The 16,710-nt window shown below is 70.6% G+C and carries 15 protein-coding genes; 12 read left to right on the top strand and 3 right to left on the bottom strand.

All coding sequences use genetic code 11. The features are described 5' to 3' along the window. Positions 1-177: 177 nt before the first annotated feature. A complete protein-coding gene (locus nbrcactino_RS14150) occupies positions 178-1,068 on the bottom strand; it encodes an Rv1157c family protein (RefSeq protein WP_161928170.1) in 891 nt (296 codons plus the stop codon). Positions 1,069-1,295: 227 nt separating this feature from the next. Here nbrcactino_RS14150 and nbrcactino_RS14145 point away from each other — a divergent pair, with 227 nt between their 5' ends. Genes nbrcactino_RS14145 through nbrcactino_RS14130 form a run of 4 tightly spaced genes read left to right on the top strand, consistent with a single transcriptional unit; the run spans position 1,296 to position 5,516 of the window. Then, positions 1,296-2,339 (top strand): thiamine ABC transporter substrate-binding protein, encoded by a 1,044-nt coding sequence (locus tag nbrcactino_RS14145; protein ID WP_161928169.1) that lies wholly within the window; start codon positions 1,296-1,298, stop codon positions 2,337-2,339. After that, positions 2,336-4,018, top strand: coding sequence for an ABC transporter permease (locus nbrcactino_RS14140; protein WP_228460910.1), 1,683 nt, complete (start codon positions 2,336-2,338; stop codon positions 4,016-4,018). Before nbrcactino_RS14145 ends, nbrcactino_RS14140 begins: the two co-directional genes overlap by 4 nt. Next, a complete protein-coding gene (locus nbrcactino_RS14135; RefSeq protein ID WP_161928168.1) occupies positions 4,015-5,094 on the top strand; it encodes an ABC transporter ATP-binding protein in 1,080 nt (359 codons plus the stop codon). Before nbrcactino_RS14140 ends, nbrcactino_RS14135 begins: the two co-directional genes overlap by 4 nt. Beyond that, a complete protein-coding gene (locus nbrcactino_RS14130; protein ID WP_161928167.1) occupies positions 5,094-5,516 on the top strand; it encodes an NUDIX domain-containing protein in 423 nt (140 codons plus the stop codon). Before nbrcactino_RS14135 ends, nbrcactino_RS14130 begins: the two co-directional genes overlap by 1 nt. Here nbrcactino_RS14130 and nbrcactino_RS14125 read toward each other — a convergent pair. Then, the gene (locus tag nbrcactino_RS14125) at positions 5,494-5,673 is read right to left on the bottom strand and encodes a hypothetical protein (protein ID WP_161928166.1); all 180 of its coding nucleotides are present in this window, start codon (positions 5,671-5,673) and stop codon (positions 5,494-5,496) included. The genes nbrcactino_RS14130 and nbrcactino_RS14125 overlap by 23 nt on opposite strands. A 193-nt stretch (positions 5,674-5,866) precedes the next feature. Here nbrcactino_RS14125 and typA point away from each other — a divergent pair, with 193 nt between their 5' ends. From typA to dapC, 7 genes are all read left to right on the top strand, one after another. Then, on the top strand, positions 5,867-7,792 hold the full coding sequence (gene typA, locus nbrcactino_RS14120; protein ID WP_161928165.1) for a translational GTPase TypA: 1,926 nt from the start codon (positions 5,867-5,869) through the stop codon (positions 7,790-7,792). 175 nt (positions 7,793-7,967) lie between these two features. Further along, complete coding sequence (locus tag nbrcactino_RS14115) at positions 7,968-9,734, top strand: ABC transporter family substrate-binding protein (protein WP_161928171.1); 1,767 nt, start codon at positions 7,968-7,970, stop codon at positions 9,732-9,734. Further along, positions 9,731-10,615, top strand: a complete 885-nt coding sequence (gene mshB / locus nbrcactino_RS14110; RefSeq protein ID WP_161928164.1) for an N-acetyl-1-D-myo-inositol-2-amino-2-deoxy-alpha-D-glucopyranoside deacetylase — start codon at positions 9,731-9,733, stop codon at positions 10,613-10,615. Before nbrcactino_RS14115 ends, mshB begins: the two co-directional genes overlap by 4 nt. 20 nt (positions 10,616-10,635) lie before the next feature. After that, positions 10,636-11,016, top strand: coding sequence for a facilitated glucose transporter (locus tag nbrcactino_RS14105; protein WP_161927741.1), 381 nt, complete (start codon positions 10,636-10,638; stop codon positions 11,014-11,016). Between the two features lie 28 nt (positions 11,017-11,044). Further along, on the top strand, positions 11,045-13,636 hold the full coding sequence (locus nbrcactino_RS14100) for a bifunctional FO biosynthesis protein CofGH (protein WP_161927742.1): 2,592 nt from the start codon (positions 11,045-11,047) through the stop codon (positions 13,634-13,636). A 110-nt stretch (positions 13,637-13,746) separates the two neighbouring features. Next, entirely contained in the window at positions 13,747-14,076 is a 330-nt protein-coding gene (gene fdxA / locus nbrcactino_RS14095; protein ID WP_161927743.1) for a ferredoxin, read from the top strand. A 5-nt stretch (positions 14,077-14,081) separates the two neighbouring features. Then, a complete protein-coding gene (gene dapC, locus nbrcactino_RS14090; protein ID WP_186343377.1) occupies positions 14,082-15,191 on the top strand; it encodes a succinyldiaminopimelate transaminase in 1,110 nt (369 codons plus the stop codon). 149 nt (positions 15,192-15,340) lie between these two features. Here dapC and dapD read toward each other — a convergent pair whose 3' ends face one another. Further along, positions 15,341-16,309 (bottom strand): 2,3,4,5-tetrahydropyridine-2,6-dicarboxylate N-succinyltransferase, encoded by a 969-nt coding sequence (dapD, locus tag nbrcactino_RS14085; RefSeq protein WP_161927744.1) that lies wholly within the window; start codon positions 16,307-16,309, stop codon positions 15,341-15,343. Positions 16,310-16,402: 93 nt separating this feature from the next. On the opposite strand from dapD, the gene nbrcactino_RS14080 reads away from it, so the two are divergent. Next, positions 16,403-16,710, top strand: a 308-nt coding sequence (locus tag nbrcactino_RS14080; protein ID WP_161928163.1) for a DUF485 domain-containing protein, incomplete at its 3' end; no start/stop codon positions are given.

The raw sequence follows: 16,710 nt of genomic DNA, 5'->3' as shown, positions 1-16,710 counted from the left end.
TAGAACAACACGCATGTGACTAGACGTGCAATCGACGAGTCCGACCTGTGATCGGGCCGCAATCGGCCGTAGACAGCGACTCTCCGCCGACTGGGCCCTCAAATCCGCCGACTGGGCCCTCAAATCCGCCGACTGGGCCCTGATTCTCGTCGAGTGGGCCCCGTCGGCAGGGTTGCGTCAGACGTAGGCGATACCGATGACCGGAACGATCCCGCAGGACACCACGCGTTTGGACTTCGTCTTCACCGTGACGTCGCCGGAGATCACGGTCAGCACGCGGCCGCGGCCGGTGCTCGCGATGGCGGTGAAGGTGCCGGGGCCGTCGGTGGCGTTGATCTTCGGGTTGCGCCGCAGGTTGATGATGCCGGTGCGGCCGGTGTCGAGGTTGAGCCACTGGGCGATCAGGGGCCGGGCGCGGTTGTTCACCGCGGGGCCGGTGCCGAGGCTGGTGTAGACGTAGCCGACCTGCCCGCGCTTCGGGCCGGGGGCGGGGGCCTTCTGGGGGCCGGCGGTGACCAGGGCGCGCCCCAGCGAGTTGCCGCCGCCGAGCGAGCCCAGCGAACCGGTCGCCGACTCGGGCATGCAGCCGATGCCGATCGTCGGGTAGAGGAACTCCTGGATGCGCGGCGCGCCCGGGCCGCGCGGGATCTCCGGATCGCCGGGCTTGGCCTTCTTCTTGGCGACCGGCAGCCGGTTCGTCCGGTGGTATGCGGCGACGCTGCGCTTGCCCGGCTCGCCGAGGAAGTCGATGATCTCGCGCCACACCTCGCGCACCTGCGGCGGGAGGTTGGGGTTGGACCCGAGGGTGTTGGCGTCGGCGAACAGCGCCGGGTTGACCTTGCCGTCCGGGCCGGGGGTGGCCATCGAGCCGATGATGGCCGGCGCGAAGGCGCCGAGGGAATCGAGCACCTGTCGGTCGACCTTGGTGGGGACCGCGGCCAGTGCGGAGGTCAAGCCGTCCGGCGACGCGACGGGCGCGGCCGGTGCGGCCAACGCGGGGGCGGCGGGGGCCAGCAGGCCCGCGGAGATGGCGACGGTGGCCGCAAGGCGCGGGAGGGTCGGTCGCACGGGGTTAGGTCCTTATCGTCGGCGAAGCGGGATCGCGCGTCAGTCTATGTGCCGCGACCACCATGGGTCGAACGCGTCCGCAGCCAGCACCATAACCCCTGGAGCATGTGGCTATTGTGGCTGGTGATTCAATTGTTACTGTCTGGTTTCCGGCTCGTTCACCGTCTCGGGCATTGGTCGGGCCCATCGCAGGGGTCGGCGCCGACGCCTGGTGGTTAGATCGAGCCATGCGAATCGGACACTTCGCGGCGGCGTCGTCGACCCGTCGGATCGGTAGTGCTTTCCTGGCCGCGGCGGTGGCCGTCGGCGTGGTCGGCTGCGGCGGATCCGACGACCGCGGCAGCGTCACGATGCTCGTCTACGACTCCTTCGACCTGCCCTCGTCGGTCATCGACGAGTTCCACGCCGCCACCGGCATCACCCTCAAGATCGCCAAGTCCGGCGACTCGGGGAAGATCGCGTCGCAGATCTCGCTGACCCCGGGGTCACCCAAGGGCGACCTGGTCTACGGCATCGACAACACCTTCGCCGCCCGCCCCATCGAAGCCGGGGCCCTCATGCCGTACGTGTCGCCGGCTGCGGCCAACGGCGCATCCGAGTATGCGCTGAAATCCGCGCCCGACCTGCTGACTGCGGTCAGCCGCGGCGATGTCTGCCTCAACATCGACTCGTCATGGTACGAGCGCCGGGATGCCCAGCCGCCGCAATCCCTCGACGACCTGACGAAGCCCGCCTACCGCAACCAGGCCGCACTGCTCGACCCGCGCACCTCCTCGCCCGGTATCTCCTTCCTATTGACGACGATCGGCCAGAAGCGGCGGGGGTGGGAGGACTACTGGCGCAAGGTGGTCGCCAACGGTGCCACCATCGTCTCGGGCTGGGAGATCGCCTACAACCAGCTGTTCAGTGCGGGTGCCGGCCGCGGGTCCAAGCCGATCGTCGTGTCCTACGCCTCGTCGCCGGTGGCGACGCCGGGCACCGAGGCGCTGCTGGAGACCTGCTTCCGGCAGGTCGAGTACGCGGGCATCCTCAAGGGGGCGGCCAACGTGGACGGGGCGCGCAAAGTGATCGACTTCCTCCTCGGTCCGAGTGTCCAGAAGGCACTGCCGGCGTCGATGTTCGTCTACCCGGTGACGCGTGACACCCCGCTTCCCGACGGCTGGTCGACCCGCGCGCCGATGCCGGAGTGGACGGTCAACATGCCGCCGGGCTACATCGCCAAGAACCGGGAGAAGTGGCTGCAAGAGTGGCGCGACGCAGTGGGACGGTGACCCGCAGTCGCCCGGGAATCGGGCTGGTCACCGGTGTGGGGCGCCCGAGGATCACCACCGCCGGCCTCGGATTGGCACTACTGGGCGCGATTCCGCTCGTCTTCCTCGTGATCTTTTTCGGCTGGCCCCTGGTCGCCCTGTTCGACCGCGCCGCGGGAACGGGGGACGGTGCGGGGATCCTCACCCTGTGGCGACGGTCGGGGGCGGGCCCGCTGCTGGTATTCACCCTCGCCCAGGCGGCGGCCTCGACGGTCCTGACGCTGATCGTCGCGGCGCCGATCACCTGGCTCGTGGCCCGGGTCCGGTTTCCCGGCTCGCGCTTGTTCCTGGTGGTGGTCACGCTGCCCTTCGTCTTGCCGAGCGTCGTGGTGGGGATGGCCTTTCGGGCGGTGTTCACCGGACCGTTGTCCTTCCTGCCGGCCGCGCTCGGCGGGGCGCTCGACGAGGCCGGTCCCAGCCTCGTCCCGGTGCTGTGCGCCCACGTCTTCCTGAACGTGGCCGTCGTCGTGCGCGTGGTCGCGGCGGCCTGGTCCGGACTGGACCCGCGGCTCGAACAGGCCGCCCAGGTCAGCGGTGCCGGACCGGTGCGGGCGTTCACGACGGTGACCCTGCCCCGGCTGCTGCCCGCGATCGCGGCGGCGGCGGCCCTGGTCTTCTTGTTCTGCACGACGAGTTACGGGGTGATCATGGTGCTCGGCAACGGGCAGCTGCACACGGTCGAGACCGCCATCTACACGGAGGGCGTCGGATCCTTCCACCTGCCGGAGGCGGCGGCGCTGTCGGTGCTGCAGATCGGCGTGGTGGTGGCGACTCTGGCCGTCGTGCGACTGCTCTCTCGCCGGGTGCCGGGGAACCGGGCCATCGAGCAGTCGCCGATCCCGGTCCGCGGGTGGACCCGGATCGCCGGGGTGCTCACCGCGCTGTGGGCGGCACTGTGGTTGGTGGTGCCCCTTGTCGTCTTGGCCCTCTGGTCGGTGCGCCCGGCGGGGCCGGGGAGTTGGACCCTGGCCGGGTACCGCGCGCTGGGTGCCGAGGTCAACGGCATGACGCCGCTCGCGTCGGCAGCGATGTCACTGCGCACCGCGGTGGTCGCCGCGGTCCTGGCCGTGGTGTTCGGGCTGGCCGCCGCGATCGTGGTCGCCCGGCTGCGCGGCCCGCTGCGCGAAGTCGGCGAACTGATCGCGACGATCCCGCTGGGCGTCAGCGCGGTCACCCTCGGATTCGGCTACACGCTGGTGTTCGCCGGGTGGCCGAGCGCGCTGGCCAACTCGTGGTGGGTGATCGCCGCGGTCCAGGCACTGGTCGCCGTGCCGCTGGTGATCCGGATCGCGGTGCCGGCCCTGGAACAGGTCCCGGCCGGCCTGACCACGGCGGCGGCGACCCTGGGCGCCCGGCCGCTGCGGGTCTTCAGCACGGTGGAACTGCCCCTGGTGAGACGGTCGTTCGCGGTTGCCGCGGGTTTCGCCTTCATCTTGAGTCTGGGCGAGTTCGGCGCGACCAGCTTCCTGGCCCGGGTCGACACCACCACCCTCCCGGTGATGATCGGCACCGCCTTGAACCGCCCCGGCGAGGCGAACCTCGCCGCGGCGATGGCCTGCTCGATGGTGCTGGTCGTCGTCACAGCGGTCGCGGTCGGGATCGTCGAGGCCGTCCGGCCGAACGCGGGTGCACTGCTATGACGCTCGTGGTGGATTCGGTCGCGGTCGACTACGGCGACGCGCGGGTGGTGCGCGACGTGTCGCTGACCCTCGCGACGGCGCCGCCGGCGGGTCCGGTGACGGCGATCCTCGGGCCGTCGGGATGTGGCAAGTCGACGTTGTTGCGCGCGGTGGCCGGTCTGGTCCCGCTGGCGTCGGGCACCATCGCCTTCGACGGGCAGGACCTGGCGGCGGTCCCGCCGCATCGGCGGGACTTCGGCATGGTGTTCCAGGACGCCCAGTTGTTCCCGGGCCGCTCGGTGGCGGCGAACATCGCCTATGGACTGCGCGCCCGAAGGTGGCCGCGCGAGCAGATCGCCGATCGCGTCGCGCAAATGCTCGACCTGGTCCGGCTGCCCGGGATGGCCCGCCGCCGCGTCGACGACCTGTCCGGTGGCCAGGCGCAACGGGTGGCGCTGGCCCGCGCATTGGCACCGCGGCCCCGTCTCCTCCTGCTCGACGAGCCGCTCGCCGCTCTCGACGCCCACCTGCGCGGCAAGCTGGCCGACGACATCGTCGGCATCGTCGAGGCCACTGCCACCCCGACGATCGTCGTCACCCATGACCACGACGAGGCCGCGACGATGGGCGACACCGTCATCGTCATGCGCGACGGTGGCGTCGTCGCCGCCGACCTCGCCGCCCGCGTCTGGCGGTACCCGCCCGACGAGTGGACGGCACACTTCCTCGGGTGGGAAAACCTGTTGGCCGCCGAGCGGATCGGCGACGTGGTGCGCACCGAGTTGGGTGATCTGCCGACCCGACAACTCGGGATCGGCGCCGACGACCCGGTCGGCGCGGTCGCCATCCGGGCCGAGTCGCTGCGCGCCCGCCCCGTCGGTGCTGGACCCGGCGGCACGGTCGCCCTGCCGGTGCTGCGGGTGCGCGAGTTGCCCGAGCGGACCCAGGTCATCCTCGACGGTTCGGCGCTGAACACGCCGGTGGCCGAGCTCGGCGCCCTCGCCGACGACGACACACCCCCGCCGCGGCCGGGAGACCGGATAACCGTCCGCCTCGTCGGGGCCCGCACCGGCATCGTGACCGGGCGGGGCGACTGATGGTCCGCATCGTCGTGGCCGGGGCGGTCATCCGGGAGTGGGGCGGGGCGAACCGGGTGCTACTGGCCCAGCGGGCCTATCCGCCGCACCTGGCCGGGCTGTGGGAATTGCCCGGCGGCAAAGTCGAGGAGGGCGAGTCGCCGGCGCAGGCACTGGAACGCGAACTGCGCGAGGAACTGGAGATCGAGGTGGTCGGCGGTGACCGGATCGGCGACGCGGTGCCCGTGGGGGATGACCTCGAACTGCGCGCCTACCGCGCGCGGTGGGTAGCCGGGGAACCGGTGGCGGTCGAGCACCGGGCGCTCGGGTGGTTCGACGACGCCGAGGTGGTGCGGTTGGCGGACAGCGGTGAAATGGTCCCCGCCGACGTCGGGTGGGTTCGCGAGTTGGTCGACCTGCTCAGGCGACCCGGGCCTTTTTGATGGCCTTGTCGAGCTTTTTGCGATTCATCGAGTCGAGGTCGAGCTTGTTGAGGCGGTGGACCACGACCGGGCAGCGCAGGCAGCGGACGTCTTTGCGGCAGCACTTCTTCTTCGGCTTGAGGTGGCGCACCTTGGCCGCGCTTTTCTTACTGCCCACGTCAAGGATTTTAGCCTAGGTAAACCTTATCAAGGCAGTCGGAGGCCGATGGTCCCGACGTGAGCGGGGTCTCACCACACGCCGACGATTGTTTTCCGGGGCGTTTGCGTCGCTAGAATTACCCGGTTGGCGATTCGGCGCCGGGAGCGGGGCCGATCGCGATACTCCTGCCCACCATCAGAAAGTCCCGCTTGTGAGCGCTGCTCGAAACTTCCGAAACGTCGCCATCGTCGCGCACGTCGACCACGGGAAGACCACCCTCGTCGACGCCATGCTCCGCCAGTCCGGCGCGTTCGCCGAACGTAGTGAGCCGGTCGACCGCGTCATGGACTCCGGTGACCTCGAGCGCGAAAAGGGCATCACCATCCTCGCCAAGAACACCGCGGTGCACCGCCGCCAGCCCGACGGCACCGAGGTGATCATCAATGTGATCGACACCCCCGGGCACGCCGACTTCGGCGGCGAGGTCGAGCGCGGTCTGTCGATGGTCGACGGCGTGGTGCTGCTCGTCGACGCGTCTGAGGGCCCGCTCCCGCAGACCCGCTTCGTGATGCGCAAGGCGCTGGCCGCCGCACTGCCGGTGATCCTCGTCGTGAACAAGACCGACCGCCCCGACGCGCGCATCGACGAGGTCGTGCACGAGGCGCAGGACCTGCTGCTCGACCTGGCCAGCGACCTCGAGGACGAAGAGGCGAGCCAGGCCGCCGAGCTCGCGCTGGAACTGCCGGTGCTCTACGCGTCGGGCCGCGCGGGCGTGGCGTCGATGAACAAGCCCGCCGACGGCTCGGTACCCGACGGCGACAACCTCGACCCCTTCTTCGATGTGCTGATGGAGCACGTCCCCGCCCCGAAGGGCGACCCGGCCGCGCCGCTGCAGGCGCACGTCACCAACCTCGACGCGTCGGCCTTCCTCGGCCGCCTCGCCCTGGTCCGCATCCACAACGGCACGTTGCGCAAGGGCCAGCAGGTCGCCTGGTGCCGCGAGGTCATCGGCGACGACGGCGAGCCGAAGGCCATCGTCGAGAAGGCCAAGATCACCGAGCTGCTGGCCACCGTCGGCGTCGAGCGCGAACCGGCCGAGGAGGCCGTCGCCGGCGACATCGTCGCGGTCGCGGGCATGCCCGAGATCATGATCGGCGACACCCTCGCCGACGCCGAGAACCCCCAGCCGCTGCCGCGGATCACCGTCGACGAGCCGGCCATCTCGGTGACCATCGGCACGAACTCGTCGCCGCTGGCCGGCCGCGTTTCCGGGCACAAGCTCACCGCGCGCATGGTCAAGACGCGTCTGGACACCGAACTCATCGGCAACGTGTCGCTGCGGGTCGTCGACATCGGTCGCCCCGACGCCTGGGAGGTGCAGGGCCGTGGCGAACTGGCGCTGGCCATCCTGGTCGAGCAGATGCGCCGCGAGGGATTCGAGCTGACCGTCGGCAAGCCGCAGGTCGTCACCCGTCAGATCGACGGCAAGCTGCACGAGCCGTTCGAGCACCTCACCATCGACACCCCCGAGGAGTACCTCGGCGCGGTCACCCAGCTGCTGGCCGCCCGCAAGGGCCGGATGGACCAGATGGCGACCAACGCCCACGGCTGGGTGCGGATGGAGTTCATCGTGCCGAGCCGCGGACTCATCGGATTCCGCACCGACTTCCTCACCGAGACCCGCGGCACCGGTATCGCCAACGCCGTGTTCGACGGCTACGCGCCGTGGGCCGGCGAGATCCGCGCCCGGCACAGCGGCTCGCTGGTCAGCGACCGCCAGGGCTCGGTGACGCCCTACGCGATGATCCAGCTCGCCGACCGGGGCACCTTCTTCGTCAACCCAGGCGACGACACCTACGAGGGCCACGTCGTCGGGATCAACCCGCGCGCCGAGGATCTCGACATCAACGTCACGCGCGAGAAGAAGCTCACCAACATGCGCCAGTCGTCGGCCGACGTGATGGAGACGCTGGCCAAGCCGATGCAACTCGACCTCGAGGGCGCCATGGAGTTCTGTGCGGCCGACGAGTGTGTCGAGGTCACCCCGGAGGTCGTCCGGGTGCGTAAGGTTCATCTGGACGGCACGACTCGGGCCCGCGAGCGGTCGCGTGCCAAGGCGCGCGACGCCAACGTCTAGACGCGCCGGGGTAGACACGGCCGTAGGGACAACGACGACGGGACCGACACGTCGGTCGGGGGAGCGGAGAGGAGCCGGGGTGCGCAAGGCGTTGTTGGTGGGCGACCCGCGCAAGCGCGCACGCCGGATCGCCGCGGTGTCCACCGTTGCGGCAACGCTCCTGCTCGCCGGCTGTATGGCCTCGCCGCCCCCGCCGGTCCAGCCCAGTGCGCCGGCGCCGGTTCAGGCCGAGTACCCGACCGAGAAGACCATCCACGTCGCAACCGATTCCATCGGCGCCGGATTCAACCCGCACCTGGCCGCCGACCAGTCCCCGGTGACCACCGCGATCGGCACCTTGACCCTGCCGAGCGCCTTCGACCCGGTCGCCACCCCAGACGGCGGGGTGGTGTGGCGGATGTCTGATGCGCTGCTGGTCTCGGCCGCCGTGACCGCGCAGGCGCCGTTCACCGTCGTCTACCGGATCCAGACGAATGCGCAGTGGTCCGACGGGTTGCCGATCACCGGCGACGACTTCGCCTACCTGTGGCAACAGATGTCGCGGCAGCCCAACGCCGTGTCCCCGGCCGGATACCGCCTGATCGAATCCGTGCAGACCGGTGGTGGCGGCAAGACCGTCACCGTCCGGTTCGCGCAGGAGTATCCGCGGTGGCGGGAACTGTTCCAATCGCTGTTGCCCAGCCACGTGTTGCGGGCACTGCCCACCGGTTTCCAGACGGGGATGGATTCGGGCAAGCCGGTGTCGGGCGGACCGTTCGCCATCGTGGGGATCGACCTGGCCCGCGACGAGGTGCGGCTGGTGCGCAACGACCGGTTCTGGCGCACCCCGGCCAAGCTGGACCAGATCATCTTCCGCCGCCCGGGCACGCAGAGCCAGACCGTCGAGTCGATCCGGACCGGCGACTCGGCCCTGGGGGTCCTCAGTGCCGGTCCGGCGCAGGAACGGTTGATCGCGGCCATCCCGAACACCGCGACCCGGCGCAACCTCGAGGCGCGCGTCCTCGACATCCACGTCAACACCCGTACGTCGGCCATGCGCCCGCGTGACGTCCGGGCCGCCGTCCTGGGCATGATCGACGCGCGGATCGTCCGCTTCGCGGCCACCGGCGACGACGATGTGGCCCCGTTCGCCAACACCGTGTTCCGGCCGTCGGATCCGCGCTACTTCGACCCGGGTCGGCCCCGGCCGAGCGCGGCTGCCGTGGAGTCCTTGCTGTTCGGGGCGGGTTACCGCCGCGCCGCGCCGGAGCCGGTGGCGCGCCCGCAACCGTCGCCCGCGCCGAGTCCGTCGCCCGCGGCCCCGCCGACGACGACCACGACCACGACGACGACGCCCAAGCCGCCGCCGCGCGGGGAGGCGCTGCGCGCCGGGGTCCGCCCGCTCGTCAAGGACGGCAAGCAGTTGCGGGTGCGGGTGGGCGCGGTCGCGACCGATCCGCGCACCGTGGCCGCGGCCTCGTCGATCGCCGACCAGCTCCGTTCGGCCGGGGTGGCCGCGACGGTGGTCAAACTGAGCAACAGCGAGTTGTACTCGACCGCGCTGACCTCGTCGCGCGTCGACCTCGTCGTCGGGTGGTCGGACGGCGCCGTGGCGCCGGCGACGGCCTTCGCCTCCCTCGTGGAGTGCGACCAGCCGAAGAAGGAGGCCGACGAGTCCGACTCCGAACAGTCCGGGGCAGCGCGCAACGGTCTGGCCAGCACTATCTCCGGACTGTGTGATGCGTCGTTGATCGGCCTCGCCCGACAGGCCGTGTCGGCCCCCGACCCGGCGCCGATCCTGGAGCAGGCCGAGGGCCAGCTTGCGGAGGCGTCGATCTACCTGCCGATCTACCAGGACTCCGCACTCGTCGTCGTGACCGACCAGATCGTCGGGGTCGCCCTCACCGGGCCCGTGCAGACCTCGATCTTCGCCGGCGCACCCGACTGGGCGTTGCCGCAATGACCGGTGCCGCACGTGGCCGGCGCCTGCTGCTGGTACACGCCCATCCCGACGACGAGACGATCATGACCGGCGGCACCATCGCGCACTATCTCGCGCAGGGGGCCGAGGTCGCGGTGGTGACGTTCACCCTCGGCGAGGAGGGCGAGGTCATCGGCCGGCGCTGGGCCGGCCTGGTTGCCGACGGGGGAGCCGACCAACTCGGCGGATTCCGGATCGGCGAACTGTCCGCGGCACTGGCCGAGTTGAGCCCAGACGGGGCAGAACCGCTGCAGCCGCGGTTCCTTGGCGGTGCCGGGCGCTGGCGGGACTCCGGGATGGCGGGCGCGCCGTCGTCGCGCAACCCGCGCGCCCTGGTGCAGGCGCCACTGGCCGACCTCGTGGCCGCGCTGCTCGACGAGTTGCGGGAATTCGACCCGCAGGTGGTGGTCACCTACGACGCGGTCGGCACCTACGGCCATCCCGACCACCGCCGGGTGCACGAAGTGTGCGCCGCGGCGCTGGCGCAACACACCGCGGCCACCGGGCGCCCGGTCAAGGTCTACGAGTCGGTTACCGAGGACAGCGCGTTGCGCCGCGGCCTGGCCGACGCCGCCGGGCGGGTCCCGGCGGGCTGGCGGATGCCCGAGCCCGGCGAGTTGCCGAGTTATCCCGATGCCGAGATCACCGCGCAGGTCGACGTCGGTGCGGTGGTCGGCCGCAAGGTGGCCGCGCTGGCCGCCCACGCCACACAGGTGACGGTGGCGCCGTCGGGGACCGAGTACGCCCTGTCCAACACCATCGTGCAGCCGGTCTTCGCCGTCGAGCACTTCCGGCGCGTCGACGACGCGGCACCACCGGCCGGGGCGCCGCGCGAAACCGATCTGTTCGAGGGGATCCGATGAAGCGCGGCGGCGATAGGGCAATGCTGGCATTGCTGTTCATCGACGGGCTGATCGTCGGGATCCTCTCGGTGGCCTTCCTCAACCTCTACCTCGGCACGGTCGTCGCGCCGATCGGCATCCTCATCGCCGCGGTGGGCAATGCGCTGCTGCTCTGGCTCGCCTCGGCCCATGCCCGGGCGCCGCTCAGTTGGCTGCCGGTGTTCGGCTGGGGGCTGGTACTGGTCATCGCCCTGGGCGGGGGGCCCGGCGGGGACGTGTTGTTCCTGTCCGACTGGCGGGTCGTGGCGCTGATCCTCGCCGGGGTGGCCGTCCCGGCCGCACTGGCGTCGTTCCTGCAGACCCGTCGCCGGGTCGAGGAGGCGGCGCGCCGCGACATCGACCGGGCGGCCCGGGGGCGGTAGCAGTTCGGAGAGTCGGTCTACTATCGGGATGGTGACCGATGAACGCCCCTCCGCGGCGGCCATGCGACGTGCGCTCCGGCGCGCTCGTGACGGTGCGACACTCAACGTCGACGAAGCCGCAGTACTGCTGGCCGCCACCGGCGACGACCTCGCCGATCTCACCGCCTCCGCCGCGCGTGTCCGTGACGCCGGGTTGAAAGCGGCCGGCCGCGACGGCCAGATCAGCTACTCGCGCAAGGTCTTCATCCCGCTGACGCACCTGTGTCGGGACCGGTGTCACTACTGCACGTTCGTCACCGTGCCGGGCAAGCTGGCCGGCCAGGGCAAGGGCATGTTCCTCGAGATCGACGAAGTCCTCGAGATCGCCCGGGCCGGCGCCGCATTGGGATGCAAGGAAGCGCTGTTCACGCTCGGCGACCGTCCGGAGGACCGGTGGCCGCAGGCCGCCGAGTGGCTCGACGCCCGCGGTTACGACTCGACGCTGCAATACGTGCGCGCCGCGGCGATCCGGGTGCTGGAGGAGACCGGCCTGCTGCCGCACCTCAACCCCGGAGTCATGTCGTGGGAGGAGATCTCACGACTCAAGCCGGTCGCCCCGTCGATGGGGATGATGCTGGAGACCACGTCGCGGCGGCTGTTCGAGGAGAAGGGGCAGCCGCACTACGGCAGTCCGGACAAGGATCCGTCGGTGCGCCTGCAGGTGCTCACCGACGCGGGCCGGTTGTCGGTGCCGTTCACCACCGGGATCCTCGTCGGGATCGGCGAGAACCGGGTCGAGCGCGCCGAGTCGATCATGGCGATCCGCGCCAGTCACAAGGCCTACGGCCACATCCAAGAAGTCATCGTCCAGAACTTCCGGGCCAAGTCGGACACCGCCATGCGGTCGGTACCCGACGCGGATCTGGCCGAGTACCGGGCGGCGATCGCGGTGTCCCGACTGCTGCTCGGACCGGCGATGCGGATCCAGGCGCCGCCGAACCTCGTCGACGCGGGGGAGTGTGCGGACCTGATCGCCGCGGGTATCGACGACTGGGGCGGGGTGTCGCCGTTGACCCCCGACCACGTCAATCCGGAACGGCCGTGGCCGAACCTGGACACCCTGGCCGACATCACCGCGGCCAGCGGGTTCACCTTGACCGAGCGCCTCACCGCGCAGCCGCCCTACATCCTCGCCGGGTCGCCGTGGATCGACCCGAGGGTCGCCGGGCACGTGCGCGCGCTGGCCGACCCGGATACCGGGCTGGCCGCCGACGGGGCGATGCCGGTCGGGCGGCCGTGGCAGGAGCCCGACGAGGAATGGGAGTCGACCGGGCGGGTCGACCTCAACACCGAGATCGACGGCGAGGGCCGGCGCACCGAGACCCGCAGCGACCTGGGTTCGGCCTTCGGCGACTGGGAGACCGTCCGCAGCCAGGTGGCCGCGCTCGCCGACGCGGAGTCCGGCGCGCCGAGCCGGTTGTCGTCGGAGGTCGTCGCCGCGCTGCGCCGCGCCGAGGCCGACCCGGCCGGGTGCAGTGACGCGGACTATCTCGCGCTGGCCACCGCCGACGGCGATGACCTGGAAGCGGTTGTCGCGCTGGCGGATTCATTGCGCGCCGAGGTGGTCGGCCCCGACGTGACCTACGTCGTCAACCGGAACATCAACTTCACCAACATCTGCTACACCGGGTGCCGGTTCTGTGCCTTCGCCCAGCGCAAGGGCGACGCCGACGCCTTCACGCTGTCCGCCGACGAGGTGGCCGACCGGGCCTGGGAGGCCCATGTCGCCGGGGCCACCGAGGTCTGCATGCAGGGCGGCATCGACCCCGAACTGCCGGTCACCGGCTACGCCGACCTGGTGCGCGCGGTGAAGGCGCGCGTGCCGTCGATGCACGTCCACGCGTTCAGCCCGATGGAGATCGTCAACGGTGCGTCCCGCGGCGGCCAGTCGGTCCGCGATTGGTTGGTCGCGCTGCGCGAGGCCGGGTTGGACACGATCCCCGGTACCGCCGCGGAGATCCTCGACGACGAGGTCCGCTGGGTCCTCACCAAGGGCAAGCTGCCGACCGCGACGTGGATCGAGGTGATCTCCACCGCGCACAGCGTGGGCCTGCGCTCGAGTTCGACGATGATGTACGGCCACGTGGACGCGCCGAGGCACTGGGTGGGCCACCTCAACACGCTGCGGTCGATCCAGGACGAGACCGGCGGTTTCACCGAGTTCGTGCCGCTGCCGTTCGTCCACCAGAGTTCGCCGCTGTACCTGGCCGGGGCATCGCGGCCGGGGCCGACCCGCCGCGACAACCGGGCCGTCCACGCGCTGGCGCGGATCATGTTGCACGGACGCATCGACAACATCCAGACGAGCTGGGTCAAACTCGGCGTCGACGGTACCCGGGCGATGCTCAACGGCGGGGCCAACGACCTCGGCGGAACCCTGATGGAAGAGACCATCTCGCGCATGGCGGGGTCGATGCACGGGTCGGAGAAGACGGTTGCCGAGTTGCACGAGATTGCCGCGGGAATCGGTCGTCGGGCCCGGCAGCGGACCACCGAGTACGGGCGCGTTCAGGTCGATCGGGGTGACCTGCGCCATGCAGGTGGTGCCCCGATTTCGCTGGCCGTGGCCTATGACTTGTAACCTGGGACCGAAGACTTTTGTAACCCGGGGCGCCGCGGCCCAGCCCATAGCCGTGACGCCCGGCGCCGCCTTCGATGTCGGCGCCGTGAGCCCGCATCGTTAAGGAGACCGTGGTGACTTACATCATCGCCGAGCCCTGCGTCGACGTCATGGACAAGGCCTGCGTCGAAGAATGCCCGGTGGATTGCATCTACGAGGGTGGTCGCAGCCTCTACATCCAGCCCGACGAGTGCGTGGACTGCGGTGCCTGTGAGCCGGTCTGCCCGGTGGAGGCCATCTTCTACGAGGACGACGTCCCCGACGAGTGGGAACCGTACGTGGCGGCCAATGTCGACTTCTTCGATGATCTGGGCTCCCCGGGCGGCGCGAGCAAGGTCGGCAAGACCGACTACGACCCGCCGTTCGTCAAGGAGCTGCCGCCGATGGGCGAGGAGGACTGACCCGGGTGGCGGCCAGTCGCATACCGGTCAGCGCCTCGCTGCCGGACTTCCCGTGGGACACCATCGCCGGTGCCCGAAGCACGGCCGCCGCGCATCCGGGCGGGATCGTCGACCTCTCCGTCGGCACCCCCGTCGACCCGGTCGACCCGCTCATCCGCGAGGCGTTGGCCGCGGCCTCGGAGTTCCCCGGCTATCCGCTGACCGTCGGTACCGGCGAGTTGCGCGCCGCCGCCGCGGCGGCGCTTCACCGGCGCTACGACACCGTCGAATTGGCCGGTGAGCAGATCCTGCCGGTCATCGGGACCAAGGAGGCGATCGCCGGGGTCTGCTCGACCCTGGGGTTGCAGTCCGGTTCGACGGTCGTGCTGCCGAAGATCGCCTACCCGACCTATGAGGTGGGCGCGCTGCTCGCGGGTGCGACTCCGGTTCGTGCCGACGATTCGGGTACCGCCGACCTGGCCGAGGCCGCCCTCGTCTTCCTGAACTCCCCGTCGAACCCCACCGGCGCGGTGCTGGGCGTCGACGAGTTGCGCGCCGCCGTTGCGTGGGCCCGCGAGCGCGGCGCGATCGTCGTGTCCGACGAGTGCTACCTGGGCCTGGCCTGGGAGGCCGAGGCGGTGTCGGTGCTCGACCCGCGCGTCTGCGACGGTGACACCACCGGACTGCTGGCCGTGCACTCGCTGTCCAAAATCTCCAACCTCGCGTCGTACCGCGCGGGCTTCTTCGCCGGCGATCGCGGGTTGATCGCCGAACTGCTGGCGGTGCGCAAGCACTCCGGACTCATCGTGCCCTTCCCGATCCAGGCGGCGATGACCGCGGCACTCGCCGACGACCGGCACGTCGAGGAGCAGGCCCAGCGCTATCGGGCGCGCCGAGAGGTCCTCAAGCCGGCGGTGATCGAGGCGGGGATGCGCGTCGACGACTCGGAGGCGGGGCTGTACCTGTGGGCGACCCGCGACGAGGATGCGCGCGTCACGCACCACTGGTTGGCGCAGCGCGGAATCCTCGCCGCCCCCGGCGACTTCTACGGCCCGGCCGGTGCGACGCACGTGCGCATCGCACTCACCGCCTCCGACGAGCAGATCGCCGAAGCGGCCCGACGCCTGCGCGGATAACCCAGGCTCAGCGCACGAGGGCGATGGCGAAGCCGTCCCAGCCCTTGACGCCGACCGTTTGCAGGGCGGGGCCGGTGCTTATCCCGCACCGATCCACACTTCCCGCGGTTATTCCGTCGGGAAATGCGAATCGGTGCGGGAGGAAGACCTCAGTCGTTCTTGTGCAGGGCCGTGTTGAGGGCGATGCCGTCACCCTTCCACGGCACGACCTCGACTGCGCCGGTGGTGCTGTTGCGGCGGAACAGGATGTTGGACTGGCCGGCCAGGTCGCGGGCCTTCACCTCGGTGCCGTCGGGGCCGACGACCTTCGTGCCGGCGGTCACGTAGAGGCCCGCCTCGATGACGCAGTCGTCGCCCAGGGGGATGCCGCAGCCGGAGTTCGCACCCAGCAGGCAGCGCCTGCCCAGGGTGATGATCTCCTTGCCGCCGCCGGACAGGGTGCCCATCGTCGACGCACCGCCGCCGATGTCGGAACCCTCGCCGACGACGACGCCGGCCGAGATGCGGCCCTCGACCATCGAGTCGCCCAGGGTGCCGGCGTTGAAGTTGACGAAGCCCTCGTGCATGACGGTGGTGCCCTCGGCCAGGTGGGCGCCCAGGCGGACCCGGCTGGCGTCGCCGATGCGGACGCCGGCGGGGATCACGTAGTCCACCATGCGGGGGAACTTGTCGATCGAGTTGACGGTCACGTTGCCGCGGGCGCGCAGCTTCACGCGGACCTGCTCGAAGCCGTCGACCGCGCACGGGCCGAAGTTGGTCCACACGACGTTGCTCAACAGGCCGAACTGGCCGTCCAGGTTGACCCCGTGCGGCGCGACCAGCCGATGGCTCAGCAGATGCAGGCGCAGGTAGACGTCGTGGGCGTCGAGGGGCGCGGCGGTCAGGTCGACGATGCTGGTGCGCACGGCGACGGTGCGGACCCCGCGGTCGGCGTCGGTGCCCACCAGCGGCGCCAGTTCCGGCGGAACGTCGGCATCGGCGAGGATCTTGGTGCCCGACGACGAGACGACACCCAACTGCGGCTCGGGGAACCACGTGTCCAGGACGCTTTCGGCGCCCCCGGCGTCGGGGATGGTGATGGTCGCGATGCCTACGGCGAAGGCTCCTTGGTTGCTCACGGCCGAAATCCTACCGTTGCGTCCGAATCGGACGGGAGGGCTGCTACTTTCGCAGCACACCACGTGACCGGTGCCACACCGCAGGAGGACCCCGTGCCCGAATCCGACGACCCCCAGCGGTCGGTTCCCACCGGCGAGGAGTTCCTCACCGCCGCCGCGAGCCCCGAGTTCGAGCACTTGCGCCGCATCCTTCTCCGATTCGTCTTCCCGATGACCGCCTTCTTCCTCGTCTGGTACGCGACTTACGCCCTGCTCGGCGCTTTCGCCCACGAATTCATGGCGACGCAGGTGTGGGGTCGGATCAACATGGGCATCGTGTTGGGGCTGCTGCAGTTCGTGACCACCTTCGCCATCACCTTCGCCTACATCCGGTTCGCCGACCGCAAGCTCGACCCCGCGGC

Origin of the sequence: Gordonia crocea (assembly GCF_009932435.1) — a bacterium.
GTDB lineage: Bacteria > Actinomycetota > Actinomycetes > Mycobacteriales > Mycobacteriaceae > Gordonia > Gordonia crocea.
Note: the sequence above shows the minus strand (reverse complement) of the source record. Positions and strands in the feature narration are given on the sequence as shown.